Origin of the sequence: Streptomyces sp. NPDC002328 (assembly GCF_042890065.1) — a bacterium.
Lineage (GTDB): Bacteria > Actinomycetota > Actinomycetes > Streptomycetales > Streptomycetaceae > Streptomyces.
On the sequence record NZ_JBIARQ010000005.1, the window covers coordinates 174,421 to 190,210 of the forward strand.

Sequence of the window (15,790 nt, forward strand, 5' to 3'; positions counted from 1 at the left end):
CGGCAAGGTGGGCGGCTAGCCGCCGTCCTCGCGCGGGTGGGTCTCGATGACATCGCCGCGGACGTCGGCCTCCAGGTAGGCGCCGCCGTAGTCGTCCGAGAAGTAGACGCGCAGCCTCGGGTCCGAGCCGAAGATCGTGGAGCCCGGGTCGACGACCAGGTAGCGGATCGTCGGCTTGGGCACGCCCAGCGTCCGGCCGGACCCGGCGATCAGCTTGGCGACGGCGTCCCAGTCGAAGGCGGCCAGGTCGACGGGTATGTCGCCGTCCATGACCGTGCCGCCGGGCCCGTCCTTCACCGCCACGTCGCCGCCCCGGTACTGGTAGCGGTCGTAGAGCTTCGGGCGGCCCTTCACGGGCGCGTTGGCGATGGCGTAGTCGTCGTAGACGGTGAGGCTGGTGATCTTGCCGCCGCCCATGGCGTCGGTGAGCTTCGCGACGGTGGTGCGCAGGCCGTCGGCGGTGAGGAGCCGGACCGTGCCCGTGCCCTCGCCCTGGTCGTCGTTCCCGCTCCCGGTCCCTCCGGGGTCGGCCGCCGCGGCGCTGGGGGTGGCCGCCGCGCCGGTGCCGCGCGCGGCGCCCGAAGCGGTCGGCCCGGCGCTGCGGGAGGCGTCCGTCCCTCCGGTCCCGCTCTCGCGCCCGTCGAGGCCGGGCAGCAGCGTGTACACCAGCGTCCCGGCGAGCACCACTCCGACGACGGCCGCGCCGCCCACGACCGCGCGGGCCCGGCGCGAACGCCCGGCGGGGCGGGGGGCCTGGGTGACCACGACGGCGGCGGCACCGGGCGGTCCGGCCCAGGGGGCGGCGGGCGGCGCGTAGGGGTTGGGGGCCGGGGGTGCGAGGGGGTAGGAGGTCGCGCCGGGGGCGGGGGACGGCGGCGCGGGGGCCGGAGTCGAGGGAGGCGGGGCGGGCTCCGTCGCGGCAGCGGCAGCGGTCAGCATGCGGTCGACCCGGTCCGCGTCGGGGCGGAGACGGGGGTCCCTGACGAGGAGGGCCGTGAGGACGTCGGTCAGGGGGCCGGCGTGGCGCGGGGCCGGCACGTCCTCGCCGAGCACGGCGGCCAGCGTGGCCAGGGTGTTCGCGCGGCGCAGCGGGTGGTGGCCCTCGACGGCGACGTAGAGCAGCATCGCCAGCGACCACAGGTCGGCGGCGGGTCCGCCCTCCTTGCCGCTGACCCGCTCGGGAGCCATGAAGTCGGGTGAGCCGATGACGGCGCCGGTGGCGGTGAGCCCGGTGAACTCGCGTACGGCGGCGATCCCGAAGTCGGTGAGGACGGGGCGGCCGTCGGGGCGGAGCAGGACGTTGGCCGGCTTGACGTCACGGTGCTCGATGCCGACGGCGTGCGCGGCGCGCAGCGCGGACAGCACGTCGCGGCCGAGGCGGGCGGCCTCGACGGGGGTCAACGTGCCGCGTTCCAAGCGGTCCTGGAGCGAGCCGCCCGTCACCAGCTCCATGACGAGCCACGGGTAGGCGCCGTCTCCGCCGTCCCCGGCCTCTCCGCCGTCTCCGCCGTGTCCGCCGTGTCCGCCGTGTCCGCCGTGTCCGCCGTCGACGATGTGGTGGATCGTGACCACGTTGGGGTGGTGGACGCGCGCCAGCGCGCGGGCCTCCCGCAGCACGCGCTCGCGGAGCACGCGGGCGCCCTCAGGGTCGTATTCGGCCAGTCCCGGATCCGGCGGACGCACCTCCTTCACGGCGACGTCGCGGTGCAACGCCAGGTCGCGGGCGCGCCAGACCACGCCCATGCCTCCACCACCGAGCCGCGCGACCAGCTCGAACCGGCCGTCGATCACGCGTCTGTCGGAACCCCCTGCGCTCATGGGGGGGAGCTTAGAGGTACGGCGCGCCTCAGGAGCATCGGCCAGAGGGAGCAGGGCGCGAATGGGTGTGTCGGCCCACGGGCATGCTGTGAACGGGGTCACTTCCGGCGGGCAGTGCCGGACCGGCTTTCGCCGGAACCCGCTCGGGCCGGAACCGGCTCGGGGTGCCTCCCTCTCCCGTCTGCTCACCTCCCACGAAGGACATGCGGTCTTGGCTCTCATGTACCCTGACGTCCCGTCAGCCCGCCGTCCCGGGCGTTCCTGGACGATCCGCGTGGTCGGGCACCGGGACCGTACCGCGTCGGTCACGTGCTCGTCGGCGTGCGCGATGCCGCCGCGCTCCCGCGATCTCACCGCTCTGCGCCGTTTCGCCGAGGCCCACGCCGCCGCGCACGCGAGGGCGGCGGCGGTGCGGCACGACGCCGCATGTTGGTGCCGCCGCGAGCGGTGCGCGCTGCACGAGGGCGTGCGGGTCGCGTGCGCGGGCTCGGTGGTGCTGGTGCTGCGGCACAACCCGGCCGTGGGTCAGGTGTGGACGCTCAGCGAAGTGTGCTCGGCGTGCGCGCCGTTGATGACGCACACGCGCGTACTCGGCCGGGCGGCATCGCCGCCCCGACGGACCGACGCGGAGCCGCAGGCCACGGGGCAGCCGCCGAACACGGAGCAGGCGGCGCCCGTTCCTCCGAGCGTGGCATCACCACCGCGTCTGGTACCCGGCGGCTTCAGCGCACCCGCGACGGCCCCGACGTCCTCCCAGGCCCCGGACCGCCCCTCCGCCCGACGACGGGGGGTCACGCGACGCAGGGACCGCGACCGAGAGCTGTAGCTGTAGCGGGACGAGACGAGAAATCAACGCCCTTCAGCTGTTGCCGTGTTCCGGTCCCCGGAGGGGCCTGAACTGGCGCGGGATGCGCACCGGTAACGACCCCAGGGCCCGTAACGGGGTGACGGAAGGGGGGTCCTGCGGCCGGGCGGGGTGGTTGGGGACGGCATGGCCGGGTGCGAGCCGGGCCGCCATCAGCCCGGCGATGTGCGCCCCGCTGCGCCTGCCCTCCAGGTGAAGTCGGCCGACGTTGGCCCGGTCGTCGGCGAGCAGGGTCAGCACGGCGGAGGGGCCGGCCGCGTAGGTGGCGACGTAGCCTCCCGCCCCGCGCACGAGGAGTTCGCAGAACTCGCCGCGGGCCGTGAGGTCCACCATCCGGTAGCCGACGCCGAGGGCCGCCGCGGTGAGGGCCGCGAGACTCTCGGGCTGAACGCCGGGCATGTCCTGGGCGAGGACGAAGCCGTCGACGCTGGCCGCCAGCGCCCCCGTCAGCTGGGGCATACGCGTGCGCAGCCGGTGCAGTTCGTTCAGGACCTCGGCCTCGACGGCCATGACCAGTCTCCTTTGGGCGCGTTGGCGTCGGGCCCGGCTGTCACCGGCCCGACGACGGCCGGTGGCACCACGTCACGAGTCCGAACAGGGCACACCGACGCGTTCCACGCACAGCCGTACCGAGAGCGTGATCCCGAGGTTACGGAACGTACCGAGGGGAGGTGAGGGGTTTGGCAAATTCCTCTGGAACATGTAGGGCACCGGACTGGTCATCCCGTCCCACAAGCAGGTCCGAGCACGCGGCAAGCACAACCTTTAGGGGACAACCCCAACGGATGGGTTTTGGGCTGATCCGCCCCCGGACGGTGGCCGGGATAGCTAGCATGCCGCCGGTCGGCAGTCGTACGAGCGTGTGGGGGGCGGGGCGCATGGCCACGGTCGAGAGTTACTGGGACAAGACCGATGATGAACTGTATGCCCTGCTGGGGGCGGAACTCCTGGGCGAGGGCCTTGGACTGTCTCCGGAAGATGAGGAGAGCCATCGGGAGTTCGGCAAGGAGTGGTTCGCGGACAAGCACGCAGAGCTCCAGCGCCGGATCTGCCATCACGAGAAGGCTCAGGCGTTCCTCGGCACGACGTCCACGGACCGGCTCATCGACGCCTTCACCGTGCAGGAACTGATCGCTGACTTCGCGGGCGACGCCAAGACCACCGTCCTGATCGCGGTACTCGTGGGCCGGGTCGGGCTTGGCGTGTTCTGCCGCAACGCCCCGGCTCCGGAGCTCTCCCCGTGAGCGGCGGGAGCCTTGCCTTCCAGCAATACCAGAAGCTCCAGGTCAACCGGGCCCGGCAGTTGACGCAGATGCGCGAGCGGCTCACGGAGCTGGGGGACGACTACGGGCTCCAGCAGCTTGACACGATGATGGCCGAGTTCGGCGCGACCGGCCCCACATCGCCCGACGACCCCGTAGGTGCGTTCCTCACGGAGCTGGTCCAGCAGACGAAGGACGCCCTGGCCGACCTCGGGACGAGCCGCGCAACCCTGGACGGTGTGTGGGCCGTTGCCCTCAAGCGCGAGGCGTTCTCCGCCCGGATGACCCGCTTCACCGACGGCTCGGGGCTCGTCGCCGTCTCGGACGCGACCTTCAGCCTGTGCGGGCTGTACGCCCAGGCCATGGGCCTGGCCGGGCAGCTCGGCCCTGTGCCGCAGGTGCTGACCGGGTTGCTGCGCTACTACAACACTCAGCAGCGGGTGTTCGGGATCGCGGGGAAACTGGAGATCCGGCTGGAACCGGAGGCCACGCAAGCCGCCGGCCTCTTCCATTACCTGGCCGCACAGTTCGTTGTAGCCCACGAACTCGCGCACTACGTCCTGGGGCACGCGTCTTCGGTGAGCGCCTTCGCGCCCGACGAGTACCTGCCTGTGTGTTCCGAAAGCCACCAGCTGGAGGCGGAGGCAGACCTGCATGCGCTGCGGGTCGTCCGGCGCGCGTGCGAACAGCTTTTTGACGATTTGCCACCCGGGGGTGGGCAGGCTGCTCTTGGGGCCGTCGGAGCCGCCATCGGGACGCTGGCCGTGCACGTCACCGAACAGGCACTCTTCGTCCGCCGAGGTGCCAGCCATCCGCCCGCCCGACAGCGGGCAGCCGCGCTGCTGCGGGAGATGAACTTCGCAGAGCGCAAGCTCGCCGAGGAGTCTTTCGGCTCGGCCCTGGCCGTGACCGAAGCCGCCTCCAGCACCGGGGCGTCAGCCGTCCCCTTCAGCTCCGGGATGATCGGGTCGGCCCCCGTCCACACTCCACTCGACCCCTCGTATCTGAGGACCATAGAGGTCTTCGACGAACTCCAGTGTCGCTCACCGGAGTGGTACCTGAACCTCCTCGACCAGGCGGGCCGCGAGCTGGGCGAGCCGTGGCTCACGGACGGCGCTCAGCTCGCCGCCGAGGGCGATTCGGCAGCCGCGCTGCGGATATGGGGCGTGCCGAAGGGGAACATCGGCGCGCTGTGCGATCCGCAGCAGCCGCTGACCTTCTGCGCCCTGTTCAAGAAGCTCCAAACCTCTTTCACCGCCCGCGAGATCCCTGGTGACCGCCTGCGCGCCTACTCGATCGCAGCGGCGATGTTGGTCAGCGAGTCTTTGAGCGGGGACACCGGCCGGGCATCGGCCGACGAGACCTGGATAGATGCGTAGTCCACGGCTGCTGCACTGGTTCTGCGCGGAAAGGGGCGTGCGGCGCTGCGCCTGGAGGGTCGGATGGTGGTGCTGCGGAGTTCCGCCGAGGAGCTCCGCATACCGGTGCAAGCGATGGCACTTCAGCCGGCTGAGCGGGTGCGCTCGACGACGTAGCGGAAGATACCCGTACGGCACGTGAGGTCTCCGGCACGCGTGCCACTCCGGCGGCGGCGACGATGCCGACCGACTGGCGTTCTGTGTGCTCAGGTCGCCCTCACCTCCTGGGGCCTCTCCGGCCCAGGGCAGGGTGGGCATCCGGGGCGGCCGGTATCCGGGGGCCCGTTCCGCAGCGGCACGGGCCCACCGAGCGTGCGGATGGCCTCAGTTGTCGCTCCGGGCACCGCGATCGGGTGCGCTCATGTCCCCCGTCGCGGGAATGCCGTCGGCAAGCCCGTACCGCAGGTACACGGTGCCCTTAGGGCTGGCCGCCGGGGGTGCGAGGAGCGTGACGTTGGCAGGCACCGCGCCGTCCTCGAACACCTTCTTCCCGACGCCGAGCACGATCGGATGCAGCCAGAGGTCGAGACGGTCGAACAGCTTCTCGCGCAGGAGGGTCTGCACAAGGTTCAGGCTCCCGACGACCTTCACGTGCTCGTGCCGGTCACGGATCTCGCGCACGGACTCGGCGAGGTCCGGGCCGAGCTGCGTGGACCCGGCCCACGAGAGGTCGGGCCTTCCGCGAGAGGCCACGTACTTCGGGACGCTGTTGAAGAGTGCGGCGATCTCGTCGTCCTCGCCGCCCTCCTGGTGGGGCCAGTAGGCGGCGAAGATGTCGTACGTCCGGCGGCCGAGCAGGAGGGCGTCCGTGCCCTCGTACGCGGCGCCGATCTGCGCCCCGGCGACCTCGTCCAGCAGGGGCGCCTGCCAGCCGCCGAACGGGAAGCCCACTGGGTCCTCGTCGGGGCCGCCGGGCGCCTGCCCGACGAGGTCGAGGGTCGCGAACAGCTCGATGTCGATGAGGCCCATGGCTTACTCCCGGTGCGTCGGTTGTCTCTCTCAAGAGATGTCTCTCTGAAGAGATAGACCTGCCGACGCCCGCAGGCTCATCGCCGCGCCGGAACCTGCTTCACCGTACTTGACAGGGGCATGCCCAGTGCGCGGTGATGGGCACGTTCCGAATCCCCCGGGAGATTCGGCGACTGCCCACCGGGCCAGGTCCGTCGGCAGTCGCCGCCCTCCCGCACTTTCGGTTCCGTACGGAGCCGAGCCCCCACGAGTGAAGGGACAGCAATGCCGCACTCCTTATGGTTGAGGGCCGCCGGCGCCGCCGCAGCGGTCACCCTGATCACGGCGCCGACGGCGAACGCCGCGTCCGCGCACGGGTCGGCCGGGTCGAAGACCTCGGCAGCGACAGTGACACTCCGCTACGACGACAGCCGTGCCGTGGGCTGGGAGGCGGCGATCGCCGCCGGGGTCGCCGTGTGGAACTCGAACGTCGACAACGTGAAGCTGGTCGAGGCCGCGCCGGGAACCCGAGCCGAGATCCAGATCGTGGCCACGAGCGGCTGGCCGCAGGCGACACTCGGACCGGTGCGTCCGGGCGGTCAGGCCCGTGTCGAACTCGGCAGTCAGGCGGTCACCCAGGGCTACGACAAGATCCGTATCGCAGCCCACGAGATCGGCCACAACCTGGGCCTGCCCGACACGAAGCCCGGCCCGTGCTCCCAGTTGATGTCGGGTTCCAGCCCGGGCACCAGTTGCAGGAACGCGGTACCGAACGCGGCTGAGCAGGCCCGCGTGGAATCCGCCTACGCCAACGGCGTGGTACGCACCCCCGCCGACGGACGCATCCTGGTGGACGCGCCGTAGTCGACGGGACAGCAGCAAGGCGAGGTGCCCGACCCCGATCTCGGGGCCGGGCACCTCGCCGCCGCCGTATCGAGCCGAGGATGCGTTGCATGACGCGGGCTATGACACCTCCGGGTGTGCGCCCTCGCCTGCCCGCTGCCCGTAAAGGCCGCACCACCAGGAGGAACGCGTGTCAGACCCACGACTGCGCACCCCCGAGGAGAAACTCGCCGACGCGAAGAAGCTGTTGAGCCTCCCGCGTATCGTCGCGATCTGCGGCTCCACCCGCTTCATGACCGAGATGAACGAGGCCGATCTACGGGAGACCAAAGCCGGAAAGATCGTCGTCAAACCGGGCTGTGACATGAAGTCGCCGCACGAACTATGGTCCGATCCCGTCGAGGCCGAGGCGCTGAAGGTTCGACTCGACGATCTGCACCGGGCGAAGATCCGGCTCGCTGATGAGGTGCTCGTGGTCGGGGACTACATCGGAGACAGCACCCGCGCCGAGATCGCCTACGCCCGGTCGCTGGGCAAGCCCATGCGGTTCACGCACCCCGAAGTCGACCCCGACGCCTGACCGGGCGTCAGACGGGCGTCAGGACGAGCGAGCGCCCTTCGCCCTTGAACAGCGGGCCCGCAGGAACGCGCGCACCACCGGCGGATGCCTCGCAAGTGCGCGTTCTACGCGTTCGGGTCCCAGTCCGCGAGCTGCTCCATCGGCTCGGTGTCGCCGGTGGTCTCCAGGCCGTCGAGCGGGACGCGCGCGTAGAAGTAGAGGACCAGTTCGCTCGCCGCGCCTCGCATCGCCATGTCGCCCGGCTCCGCGTCGGCGGCGAGGTCGTCGCAGCGGACGCCGTCGGCGTCGAGGGTCAGGCGCCAGGAGCGGCCCTCGGTCGCGTGCAGGTCGATGGTCGCCGGCTTGAACGGCCAGGGGACGGTCGTCGCCGAGACGGTCGTCAGGAACTCGTCGACGCCCTCGACCGCGACGTCCGTCGGCAGCGGCTGCGCGATGCCCTGGGTGAGCTGGGCGTCGTAGGTGTGGACGGCGAGCTCCTGGATCTGGTGCCGGGCCACGGCTCCGCTGGTCTCCGGGGCCTGCGAGCGGCCCCACCAGGTCCAGCAGCCGCGGTCCGGGCCGGCCTCACGCATCGCGTCGAGCATGAGCTCGGTCGACTCGGCGAGCCAGGCGTCCAGGGCTTCGCGGTCGCGGGGCGCGGTCGCGGCGCCTTTCGGGTCCGTCCTCGCCGGGGGCTCGGCGCCCGGACCCGCCGCGACGACGGCGGCCTGGCGGCGGCGGCCGTCGCCGAGGTGCTGTGCCAGTTCGCGCAGCGTCCAGTCCGGGCAGGACGGGACCTGGACGTCGAGGTCGGGGGCGGACGCGATCGCGGCGCGGAACGCGGCCGAGCGGTCCTCGATCAGCCGCAGGACCTCGGGGAACTCCAAGTTGTTGTGCACGGCGGTTGTGTATCACGGCGCTCCGGCCGCCGGGTAGCGAATTTGTCGGACGAGCGCGGCGACGGCCGGGCGCAGCGCCCGAGCAGTGCGTGCGGCCCGACGGCGCCGGCATGTCGAGCAGCGCAGGTCCCGAACCTGGGCTCCCTGTCTGCGTTTTCGCAGTTCGAGGACGACCGAGTTGTGCGCGGAGCCGCAGCACGTTCTGACGGACTAGGAGTTCTTCGCCGCCCGGGACCGATAGGCCGCGACCGTCGTCCGGCTCGCGCACGTGTTGGAGCAGAATCGGCGCGTCCGGTTCCGTGACTGGTCCACGAAGTAGTTTCCGCAGCCGGCCGCGGCGCAGCGCCCCAGCGTCACCGCCGGATCCCCGGCCGCGACCAGGGCGAGCTTGGCGGCGATCATCTGGCCGGCCCAGCGCTCGGCCGGTGAGCCGTTGCGGCTGAAGTGGACGTGCCAGCCGAGGCCGTCGTGGTCGGACAGGTGCATCTCCGGCGGATAGTCGCGCAGCAGGCGGTGCACGGCGTCGGGGGCGGCGCCGTCGACCGCCTGCGCCAGGGCCGCGCGCACGAGGTCCGGAAGCTCGCCGTAGGCGCCGTCCGGCGGTGGAGTGATCTCGTGCTCCGCGAAGAACGCGGCGACCAGTTCGCCTCGTCGGTCGAGGGTCCCGGTATTGGCCAACTCGACGGCCAACCGCGTCACGTTCCCAATGTAGTCACCGTACGTGGCCCGCCGCCTGCACATGCTCGGGGAGTGGGACGCCGCGCTCGCCGCCCTCGGCCCGGACGCCGAGCCCGAGTTGCGCGCGGAGATCGCCGTCGATCGCTGGTTCTTCCGGATCGAGGGTCACGAGGAGGCCGAGAAGGCGGTCGGGGCGCTCGATCCCTCATCGCCGACCGCGCACCTGCTCACGGCGCGACTTGCCTACAGCCGCCTGCTGTTCCGGCGTGACCCCCGCCCCGACGACCGCGCCGTGGCCGAGGCCGGCTACCGCGCGGTGGTCGAGAGCGGCGACGAGAAGCAGCGCGGCTGGGCCGAGTACCACTGGGCCGTCCTGCTGGACAACGTCGACGAGAACGCGGCCGACGTGATCCCGCGCTACGAGACGGCTCTCGAGATCGCGACGAAGTACGGCGACGGCTACTTCGAGTCGTACGTCATCCGGCACCTCGCACCGCACAAGGAGCCCGTCGAACGGATCGCGATGCTGCGCCGCTCACTCCACCTGCGCGCCGCACTCGGCGCCCGGCCCCAGACCATCGCCGCGCAGGCCCTCCTCGCCGACAACCTCCCCGAGAACGACCCCGAGCGCGCCGAGCTCACGCGGACGTTCCGTCCGGGTGCGAAAGAGCTGCGCATCGGCTGGCTCCTGTCCGAGGACTGAGCCGGTCGGGCGGGGCGAGACCGACCATGCCCGTAGCTGATCGGTCTCGTCGCCAGGGGCGATGTCAGTGGTGGCAGGCAGGATGGCGGGTATGACGACACCAGCCGCAGTGATCACGGATGCCGCCGCCTACGCGCAGGCGGTCGAGGACGCGTTGAAGGCGTCGGCCGGCTACTACGCGGGCGGGACGTCGGCGCTGGACGACGACGCCTACGACCGGCTGGTGCGCGGCATCGCCGCGTGGGAGGCCGACCATCCCGAGCAGGTGCTGCCCGACTCGCCGACGGGCAAGGTCGCCGGCGGCGCCGTCCAGGGCGATGTCCCCCACACGGTGGCGATGCTGAGCCTGGACAACGTGTTCTCGCCGGAGGAGTTCACCGCCTGGACGGCCTCGCTGGCCCGCCGCATCGGCCATGAGGTCGAGCGGTTCAGCGTCGAGCCGAAGCTCGACGGGCTCGCGGTCGCCGCCCGCTACACCGGAGGCCGCCTGCGGCAGCTGATCACCCGCGGGGACGGGACGGCCGGGGAGGACGTCTCGCACGCGATCGGCACCATCGAGGGCCTGCCGGACGAACTCGCCGAGCCGGTCACGGTGGAGGTGCGGGGCGAGATCCTGATGACGACCGCCCAGTTCGAGCATGCCAACGAGGTGCGCACCGCGCACGGCGGTCAGCCGTTCGCCAACCCGCGCGGCGCGTCGGCCGGCACGCTGCGAGCCAGGGAGCGCGCCTACACCGTGCCGATGACGTTCTTCGGCTACGGCCTGCTGCCCCTGGCCGACACCGACACGGAGCTCGCCGCGCGGCTGGGCGGACTCGCGCACAGCGAGCTGATGGCGCAGGCCGCCGCGTTCGGTGTCAACACCACCGCCACCACCGCGGTGCCCGGCATCACCGCCGACACCGTCGAGCAGGTGCTGGCCCGGGTGCGGGAGATCGCCGCGTCGCGGGCGGAGTTGCCCTTCGGGATCGACGGGATCGTCGTCAAGGCCGACCTGGCCGCCGACCAGCGGAGCGCCGGATCCGGGACGCGCGCGCCGCGCTGGGCGATCGCCTACAAGCTGCCCGCCGTCGAGAAGATCACCCGGCTGCTGGAGGTGGAGTGGAACGTCGGCCGCACCGGCGTCATCGCCCCGCGTGCGGTGCTGGAGCCGGTCGAGATCGACGGTGCCACCGTCACCTACGCGACCCTCCACAACCCGGCCGACATCACCCGGCGCGACCTGCGTCTGGGCGACCACGTCATGGTCCACCGGGCCGGTGACGTCATCCCCCGCGTCGAGGCCCCCGTCGCGCATCTGCGCACCGGGGACGAACAGCCCATCGTCTTCCCCGAAGCGTGTCCGCGCTGCGGGGCCGGCGTCGACAGCAGGGAGCAGCGCTGGCGCTGCGAGAACGGCCGCAACTGCCACCTGGTCGCCGCACTGTCCTATGCGGCCGGCCGCGACCAGCTCGACATCGAGGGGCTCGGCCACACGCGCGTCGTCCAGCTCGTCGACGCGGGCCTCGTCGCCGATCTCGCCGACCTGTTCGGCCTCACCCGCGAGCAGTTGCTGGGCCTGGACCGGATGGGAGAGACCAGCACCGACAACCTCCTCGCCGCCCTCGCCGCGGCCAAGAGCCGGCCGCTGTCGCGGGTGCTGTGCGCGCTCGGGGTACGGGGCACGGGCCGCTCCATGTCCCGCCGGATCGCGCGGCACTTCGCCACGATGGACCACATCCGCGCTGCGGACGCGGAGGCGATGCAGCAGGTCGAGGGGATCGGCACCGAGAAGGCACCCTCGATCGTCGCGGAACTCGCCGAACTCGCCCCGCTCATCGACAGACTCGCCGCCGCCGGGGTGAACATGACCGAGCCCGGGGCCACCCCGCCCGCGCCGTCCGGCGGCAACGCGGTGGACACCGAGCCTGCGGGCGGGCCGCTGGCCGGGATGACCGTGGTCGTCACCGGCGCGATGGCGGGCCCCCTGGAGAAACTCTCCCGCAACCAGATGAACGAGCTGGTCGAACGCGCCGGCGGCCGCTCCTCCTCCAGCGTCTCGAAGAAGACCACCCTCGTCGTCGCCGGAGACGGCGCGGGATCCAAGCGGGCCAAGGCCAAGGACCTCGGCCTCCGCGTGATCACCCCGGCCGAATTCGCCGACATGATCGCCGACTACCTCAACTGAAGCGGCGGACTCCTCGAGCAGAGCGGCGTCACGGTGGTGCTCCGGTGATCCGCAGGCGTCCGGGCGGCCGGGTGGGTGCGAGTCCGGTGCCCGTTGAGCTGGCTGCGGTGCCTGCCGACGGCGTCCGCTCAGGTCAGCACCCGTCCGAGGAAGCCGCGCAGGTATCCCGCGACGACGTCCAGGTGGCTTTCCAGCAGGAAGTGGCCGCCGTTGATCAGGTGCACCTCCGCGTCCTTGGCGTCGCGGGCGAAGGCTCGTGCTCCGGCCGGGCCGAAGATCTCGTCGTTGCGGCCCCACACGGCGAGCACCGGGACCTCGCCGGTGCGCAGGAATTCGTGCAGCAGCGGGTAGAGCGGGCGGTTGTTCCGGTAGTCGCGGAACAGCGCCAGCTGGACCTCGTCGTTGCCCTCGCGCGATACGAGGGCGAAGTCGTGCTCCCAGGTGTCCGGGCTGACCACACTCGGGTCGGGCACGCCGTGCACGTACTGCCAGCGGATGGCGTCGAGGCTCAGCGCCGCGCGGACGGCGGGTTCGGTGTCCGGACCGGGGTTCGCCCCGTAGGCCCAGACGTCGGTCCAGAACGACTCGACGAAGCCGTCCTCGTAGCCGTTGCCGTTCTGGGTGACGAGGGCGGATATCCGTTCGGGGTGCTTGAGCGCGAGGCGCCACCCGATGGGCGCGCCGTAGTCCTGGACGTAGAGGGCGTAGCGGTCCAGGCCCAGTCGGTCGAGCAGCCCGGAGGTGAGTTCGGCGAGCGCGTCGAAGGTGTAGGTGAACTCCCCTGCCGGCGGGGCGTCGGAGTGGCCGAAGCCGAGGTGGTCCGGCGCGATGACGTGGTAGTCGTCGGCCAGCAGCGGAATGAGCTCGCGGAACATGAACGAGCTGGTCGGGTAACCGTGCAGCAGGACGATCGTGGGGGCGTCTGCGGGGCCGGCTTCGCGGTAGAAGATCTCGTGGCCGTCGACGGTGGCGGTCCGGTGGTGCACCGAGCTCATGTCTAACCCCTTTGATTGCTTGATCCGGTTAGTTCTCCTCATGCAAGCACAGGATGAGCTAACCTGTCAAAGGACTCTATGTGGTTAGAGAGAGAGTGGAGACCGATGGACACGCTGCTCGACCTGCTCAACAGCAGGCCACTGATCGCCGGCGAGGAACGGGACGCGCTCGGCGAGGCGGCAGAAGGCAGACGCTGGGCGCGCGAGCACGGCGGCGAAGGCAGCCTCGCGGAACTGGCCCTGCTGCGCGAGACGCGGGACGTCCTGCGGGACGTCGTGCGCGCGGAACGCTCACCCGCCGCGTTGAGCCCGCTGCTCGAAGGGGTCCACCAGATCCCGGAGATCACTTCGGACGGTCTCCAGTGGACGGTCAAGACTCCCCCGCACGCCCGGCTGGCCGTCGAGGCGGTTCTCGCCTGGGCCGCCGTCGAGCAGCAGGCGCCCGGCCGGCTCCGCCCCTGCGCCAACGACGAGTGCCAGTTGTTCCTGCTCGACCGCAGCCGCGCCAACCGCGCCCGCTGGTGCTCGATGGCCGTATGCGGCAACCGCGAAAAGGCACGCCGCCACTACCAGCGCACCCGCTGACCTCGCTCTCGCTCCGACCTCGAACGATGCCGTGCCGACCCTCGCCGACGCGGGCGTTCGCCGGTCAGGTGGCGGGCGTCCGACCGGTGCGCCGTGCTCTCGTCAGATTGACGGTCAGCTCGTCGCGGGTCTGGTGCGCGAGCTCGGTCCAGGCGGGCCGGCCGGGAGCGGTGCGCCAGGATTCGCTCAGCGGACTGTTGTTGACGGTTCCGCGTAAAGATCACCTACGCCTCCGGAACGTGAGAGCAGGTCGATTGGGCGCCCTTCGACATCGTCAGCGCGGACGCCTACGGTGATGCCGGCGACGCCTTCCGGCAGGGCCTGCGCGCGTATGCCCGGCACGGCAAGCCGCTCGCGGCGACCGAGTTCGGCTGCTGCACCTACCGAGGCGCAGCCGAGCGCGGCGGCATGGGCTGGGTGGACGTCGTCGACCACGACGCCCAACCGCCGCGCGTCAACGGCGATTTCGTCCGCGACGAGGAGGAACAGGCCCACTACCTGCGGGAGATGCTCGCCGTCTTCGACGAGGAAGGCGTGGACACCGCGTTCTGGTTCACCTTCGCCGGCTACGAGTATCCGCACCACGAGGACCCGCGCTTCGACCTCGACATGGCCTCCTTCGGGGTGTGCAAGCTGATGCCTGACGGCAGCCTCGCCCCCAAGCGCTCCTTCCACGCCATGGCCGAGGCATACGCCTCCGGCACCGCGCGGCGTTCCCGGAGCACCCTTCTTCCGGCGCTCGCGCGCCGAGGACATGACGCACGTCCTCGACCGGCTCGACGTGATCGAAAAGGCCGCTGCTCCGGCGGGCGAGGCAACGCCCCGTGCCCATAAGCCGTCTGGTCAACCGAGACGGGGCTGAGTCGGTGCCCCTCGGGAACGGAGCGAATCGTGTTGATCGGCCTGCTGACCGCCGTCGCGGCATCCGTCTGTTACGGCACAGGGTCGGTCCTGCAAGCCGTCGGATCGCGCAGGGCCGCGCGGAGCCATGCGGCGAGCAGCGCCCACACCCAGTACGGCGGACCCAGCCTCTCCTCGACCGCGAAAGCCGCGATGACCTGGGAGTTCGTCGTCGGTACCGTCCTGGACTTCGTGGGCTTCGCGCTGGGTGCGCTGGCCGCCCGGCTGCTGCCGCTGTTCCTCTCGCAGACCGTCATCAGCGCCAACCTGATCATCACCGCCGTGCTGAGCATCAGGCTCCTCGGCATTCGGCTGACCCGGGCCGAGTGGACGTCCATCGGGGTCGTCTGCGTGGCGCTCGTCCTGCTCGCGACGGCGGCGGGCGAGGAGGGCAGCGGACACGACACCCCGATCTCCACGCACTGGTGGCTCCTCGCGATCTCGATCGCCCTGATGGTGCTCGGCACGCTCGCGGTGCGTCTCCTCGGTCCCCGCGCCGCGATCCTCGCCGGCCTGCTGTCCGGGCTGGGGTTCGGGGCGCTCGGCGTCGGCGTCCGCGTCCTGAACGGCGTCGCCCCCTTCGACCTGACCGTCATGCTCACGGACCCGGCCCTGTACGCCATCGTGACGGCCGGCGTCGGCGGGATGTACCTGCACACCGTCGCCTTGCAGATCGGTTCGGTCAACGGGGCGACGGCGGCCCTGGTCGTCGGTGAGACCGTGCTGCCCGGCGCGATCGGCGTGCTGTGGCTCGGCGACGCCTCACGGCCCGGTCTCGCCTGGATGGCCATGCTCGGCTTCGCCCTGGCGGTGGCGGGCGCGGTCGCCGTGGCGTGGTTCGGCGCGCCTGAGGCGCACGGGGAAGAGCCGCCTCACGAGGAACAGCCCCAGCAGGAGGCCGAACTGACTCCCGCGCGGTGAACACCGTGCAGAATGACCGTGCAGAATGAGCGACCCCGCCCGGACATGACCTGCTCGAACCTGCGAACCACCCGGCTCGTCACCTTTGCTGTGGCCGCGTCGGCGTTCCTGCTCGCCGCGTGTACGGGTGCCGGCGACAGGGGCAGCGACGGTGCGGCCGGCGGTTCCTCGCGGTCTCCTGGGCCCGAGCGCGTCCGAGGCAGCGGCTCAGCCGTCGCCTACATGCCGA

The 15,790-nt window shown here is 71.6% G+C and carries 15 protein-coding genes; 9 read left to right on the forward strand and 6 right to left on the reverse strand.

From position 1 onward, the window contains the following. Positions 1-15: 15 nt before the first annotated feature. Together ACFYX4_RS15760 and ACFYX4_RS15765 are read right to left on the reverse strand one after the other, a co-directional pair. The gene (locus ACFYX4_RS15760) at positions 16-1,818 is read right to left on the reverse strand and encodes a serine/threonine-protein kinase (RefSeq protein WP_389332150.1); all 1,803 of its coding nucleotides are present in this window, start codon (positions 1,816-1,818) and stop codon (positions 16-18) included. Positions 1,819-2,677: 859 nt separating this feature from the next. Further along, positions 2,678-3,193: a roadblock/LC7 domain-containing protein gene (locus ACFYX4_RS15765; protein WP_389332153.1), complete on the reverse strand. Its 516-nt coding sequence runs from the start codon at positions 3,191-3,193 to the stop codon at positions 2,678-2,680. 368 nt (positions 3,194-3,561) lie between these two features. On the opposite strand from ACFYX4_RS15765, the gene ACFYX4_RS15770 reads away from it, so the two are divergent. Both ACFYX4_RS15770 and ACFYX4_RS15775 read left to right on the forward strand, forming a co-directional pair. After that, the gene (locus ACFYX4_RS15770; RefSeq protein WP_389332156.1) at positions 3,562-3,927 is read left to right on the forward strand and encodes a hypothetical protein; all 366 of its coding nucleotides are present in this window, start codon (positions 3,562-3,564) and stop codon (positions 3,925-3,927) included. Next, positions 3,924-5,324 (forward strand): hypothetical protein, encoded by a 1,401-nt coding sequence (locus ACFYX4_RS15775; protein WP_389332159.1) that lies wholly within the window; start codon positions 3,924-3,926, stop codon positions 5,322-5,324. Before ACFYX4_RS15770 ends, ACFYX4_RS15775 begins: the two co-directional genes overlap by 4 nt. A gap of 363 nt (positions 5,325-5,687) precedes the next feature. Here ACFYX4_RS15775 and ACFYX4_RS15780 read toward each other — a convergent pair whose 3' ends face one another. Further along, the gene (locus ACFYX4_RS15780; RefSeq protein ID WP_389332162.1) at positions 5,688-6,332 is read right to left on the reverse strand and encodes a dihydrofolate reductase family protein; all 645 of its coding nucleotides are present in this window, start codon (positions 6,330-6,332) and stop codon (positions 5,688-5,690) included. A gap of 264 nt (positions 6,333-6,596) precedes the next feature. Between ACFYX4_RS15780 and ACFYX4_RS15785 the strand changes: the two genes are divergently transcribed. Both ACFYX4_RS15785 and ACFYX4_RS15790 read left to right on the forward strand, forming a co-directional pair. Continuing rightward, the gene (locus tag ACFYX4_RS15785) at positions 6,597-7,175 is read left to right on the forward strand and encodes a snapalysin family zinc-dependent metalloprotease (RefSeq protein WP_389332165.1); all 579 of its coding nucleotides are present in this window, start codon (positions 6,597-6,599) and stop codon (positions 7,173-7,175) included. 169 nt (positions 7,176-7,344) lie between these two features. Then, on the forward strand, positions 7,345-7,734 hold the full coding sequence (locus tag ACFYX4_RS15790; protein ID WP_389332168.1) for a hypothetical protein: 390 nt from the start codon (positions 7,345-7,347) through the stop codon (positions 7,732-7,734). Between the two features lie 104 nt (positions 7,735-7,838). Here ACFYX4_RS15790 and ACFYX4_RS15795 read toward each other — a convergent pair whose 3' ends face one another. Next, positions 7,839-8,612, reverse strand: a complete 774-nt coding sequence (locus tag ACFYX4_RS15795) for a maleylpyruvate isomerase N-terminal domain-containing protein (protein ID WP_389332171.1) — start codon at positions 8,610-8,612, stop codon at positions 7,839-7,841. A gap of 210 nt (positions 8,613-8,822) precedes the next feature. After that, complete coding sequence (locus ACFYX4_RS15800) at positions 8,823-9,311, reverse strand: CGNR zinc finger domain-containing protein (protein WP_389332174.1); 489 nt, start codon at positions 9,309-9,311, stop codon at positions 8,823-8,825. Positions 9,312-9,333: 22 nt separating this feature from the next. On the opposite strand from ACFYX4_RS15800, the gene ACFYX4_RS15805 reads away from it, so the two are divergent. Together ACFYX4_RS15805 and ligA are read left to right on the forward strand one after the other, a co-directional pair. Further along, complete coding sequence (locus ACFYX4_RS15805; protein ID WP_389332177.1) at positions 9,334-9,993, forward strand: hypothetical protein; 660 nt, start codon at positions 9,334-9,336, stop codon at positions 9,991-9,993. Positions 9,994-10,084: 91 nt separating this feature from the next. Continuing rightward, positions 10,085-12,160, forward strand: coding sequence for an NAD-dependent DNA ligase LigA (gene ligA / locus ACFYX4_RS15810; RefSeq protein WP_389332180.1), 2,076 nt, complete (start codon positions 10,085-10,087; stop codon positions 12,158-12,160). A gap of 128 nt (positions 12,161-12,288) precedes the next feature. Here ligA and ACFYX4_RS15815 read toward each other — a convergent pair whose 3' ends face one another. After that, positions 12,289-13,155: an alpha/beta fold hydrolase gene (locus tag ACFYX4_RS15815; protein WP_389332183.1), complete on the reverse strand. Its 867-nt coding sequence runs from the start codon at positions 13,153-13,155 to the stop codon at positions 12,289-12,291. A gap of 105 nt (positions 13,156-13,260) precedes the next feature. On the opposite strand from ACFYX4_RS15815, the gene ACFYX4_RS15820 reads away from it, so the two are divergent. From ACFYX4_RS15820 to ACFYX4_RS15830, 3 genes are all read left to right on the forward strand, one after another. After that, on the forward strand, positions 13,261-13,740 hold the full coding sequence (locus ACFYX4_RS15820; protein WP_389332186.1) for a CGNR zinc finger domain-containing protein: 480 nt from the start codon (positions 13,261-13,263) through the stop codon (positions 13,738-13,740). Positions 13,741-14,148: 408 nt separating this feature from the next. Next, entirely contained in the window at positions 14,149-14,574 is a 426-nt protein-coding gene (locus tag ACFYX4_RS15825) for a hypothetical protein (protein ID WP_389332189.1), read from the forward strand. Between the two features lie 57 nt (positions 14,575-14,631). Beyond that, positions 14,632-15,561: a hypothetical protein gene (locus ACFYX4_RS15830; RefSeq protein ID WP_389332192.1), complete on the forward strand. Its 930-nt coding sequence runs from the start codon at positions 14,632-14,634 to the stop codon at positions 15,559-15,561. The last annotated feature ends 229 nt before the right edge of the window (positions 15,562-15,790 follow it).

Excerpts from the sequence above, each read along its gene's own strand:
- ligA (WP_389332180.1), top strand. The coding sequence starts at position 10,085 with ATGACGACACCAGCCGCAGTGATCACGGATGCCGCCGCCTACGCGCAG.
- ACFYX4_RS15780 (WP_389332162.1), bottom strand. The coding sequence starts at position 6,332 with ATGGGCCTCATCGACATCGAGCTGTTCGCGACCCTCGACCTCGTCGGG.
- ACFYX4_RS15785 (WP_389332165.1), top strand. The coding sequence starts at position 6,597 with ATGCCGCACTCCTTATGGTTGAGGGCCGCCGGCGCCGCCGCAGCGGTC.
- ACFYX4_RS15820 (WP_389332186.1), top strand. The coding sequence starts at position 13,261 with ATGGACACGCTGCTCGACCTGCTCAACAGCAGGCCACTGATCGCCGGC.
- ACFYX4_RS15770 (WP_389332156.1), top strand. The coding sequence starts at position 3,562 with ATGGCCACGGTCGAGAGTTACTGGGACAAGACCGATGATGAACTGTAT.
- ACFYX4_RS15825 (WP_389332189.1), top strand. The coding sequence starts at position 14,149 with ATGGGCTGGGTGGACGTCGTCGACCACGACGCCCAACCGCCGCGCGTC.
- ACFYX4_RS15760 (WP_389332150.1), bottom strand. The coding sequence starts at position 1,818 with ATGAGCGCAGGGGGTTCCGACAGACGCGTGATCGACGGCCGGTTCGAG.
- ACFYX4_RS15815 (WP_389332183.1), bottom strand. The coding sequence starts at position 13,155 with ATGAGCTCGGTGCACCACCGGACCGCCACCGTCGACGGCCACGAGATC.
- ACFYX4_RS15765 (WP_389332153.1), bottom strand. The coding sequence starts at position 3,193 with ATGGCCGTCGAGGCCGAGGTCCTGAACGAACTGCACCGGCTGCGCACG.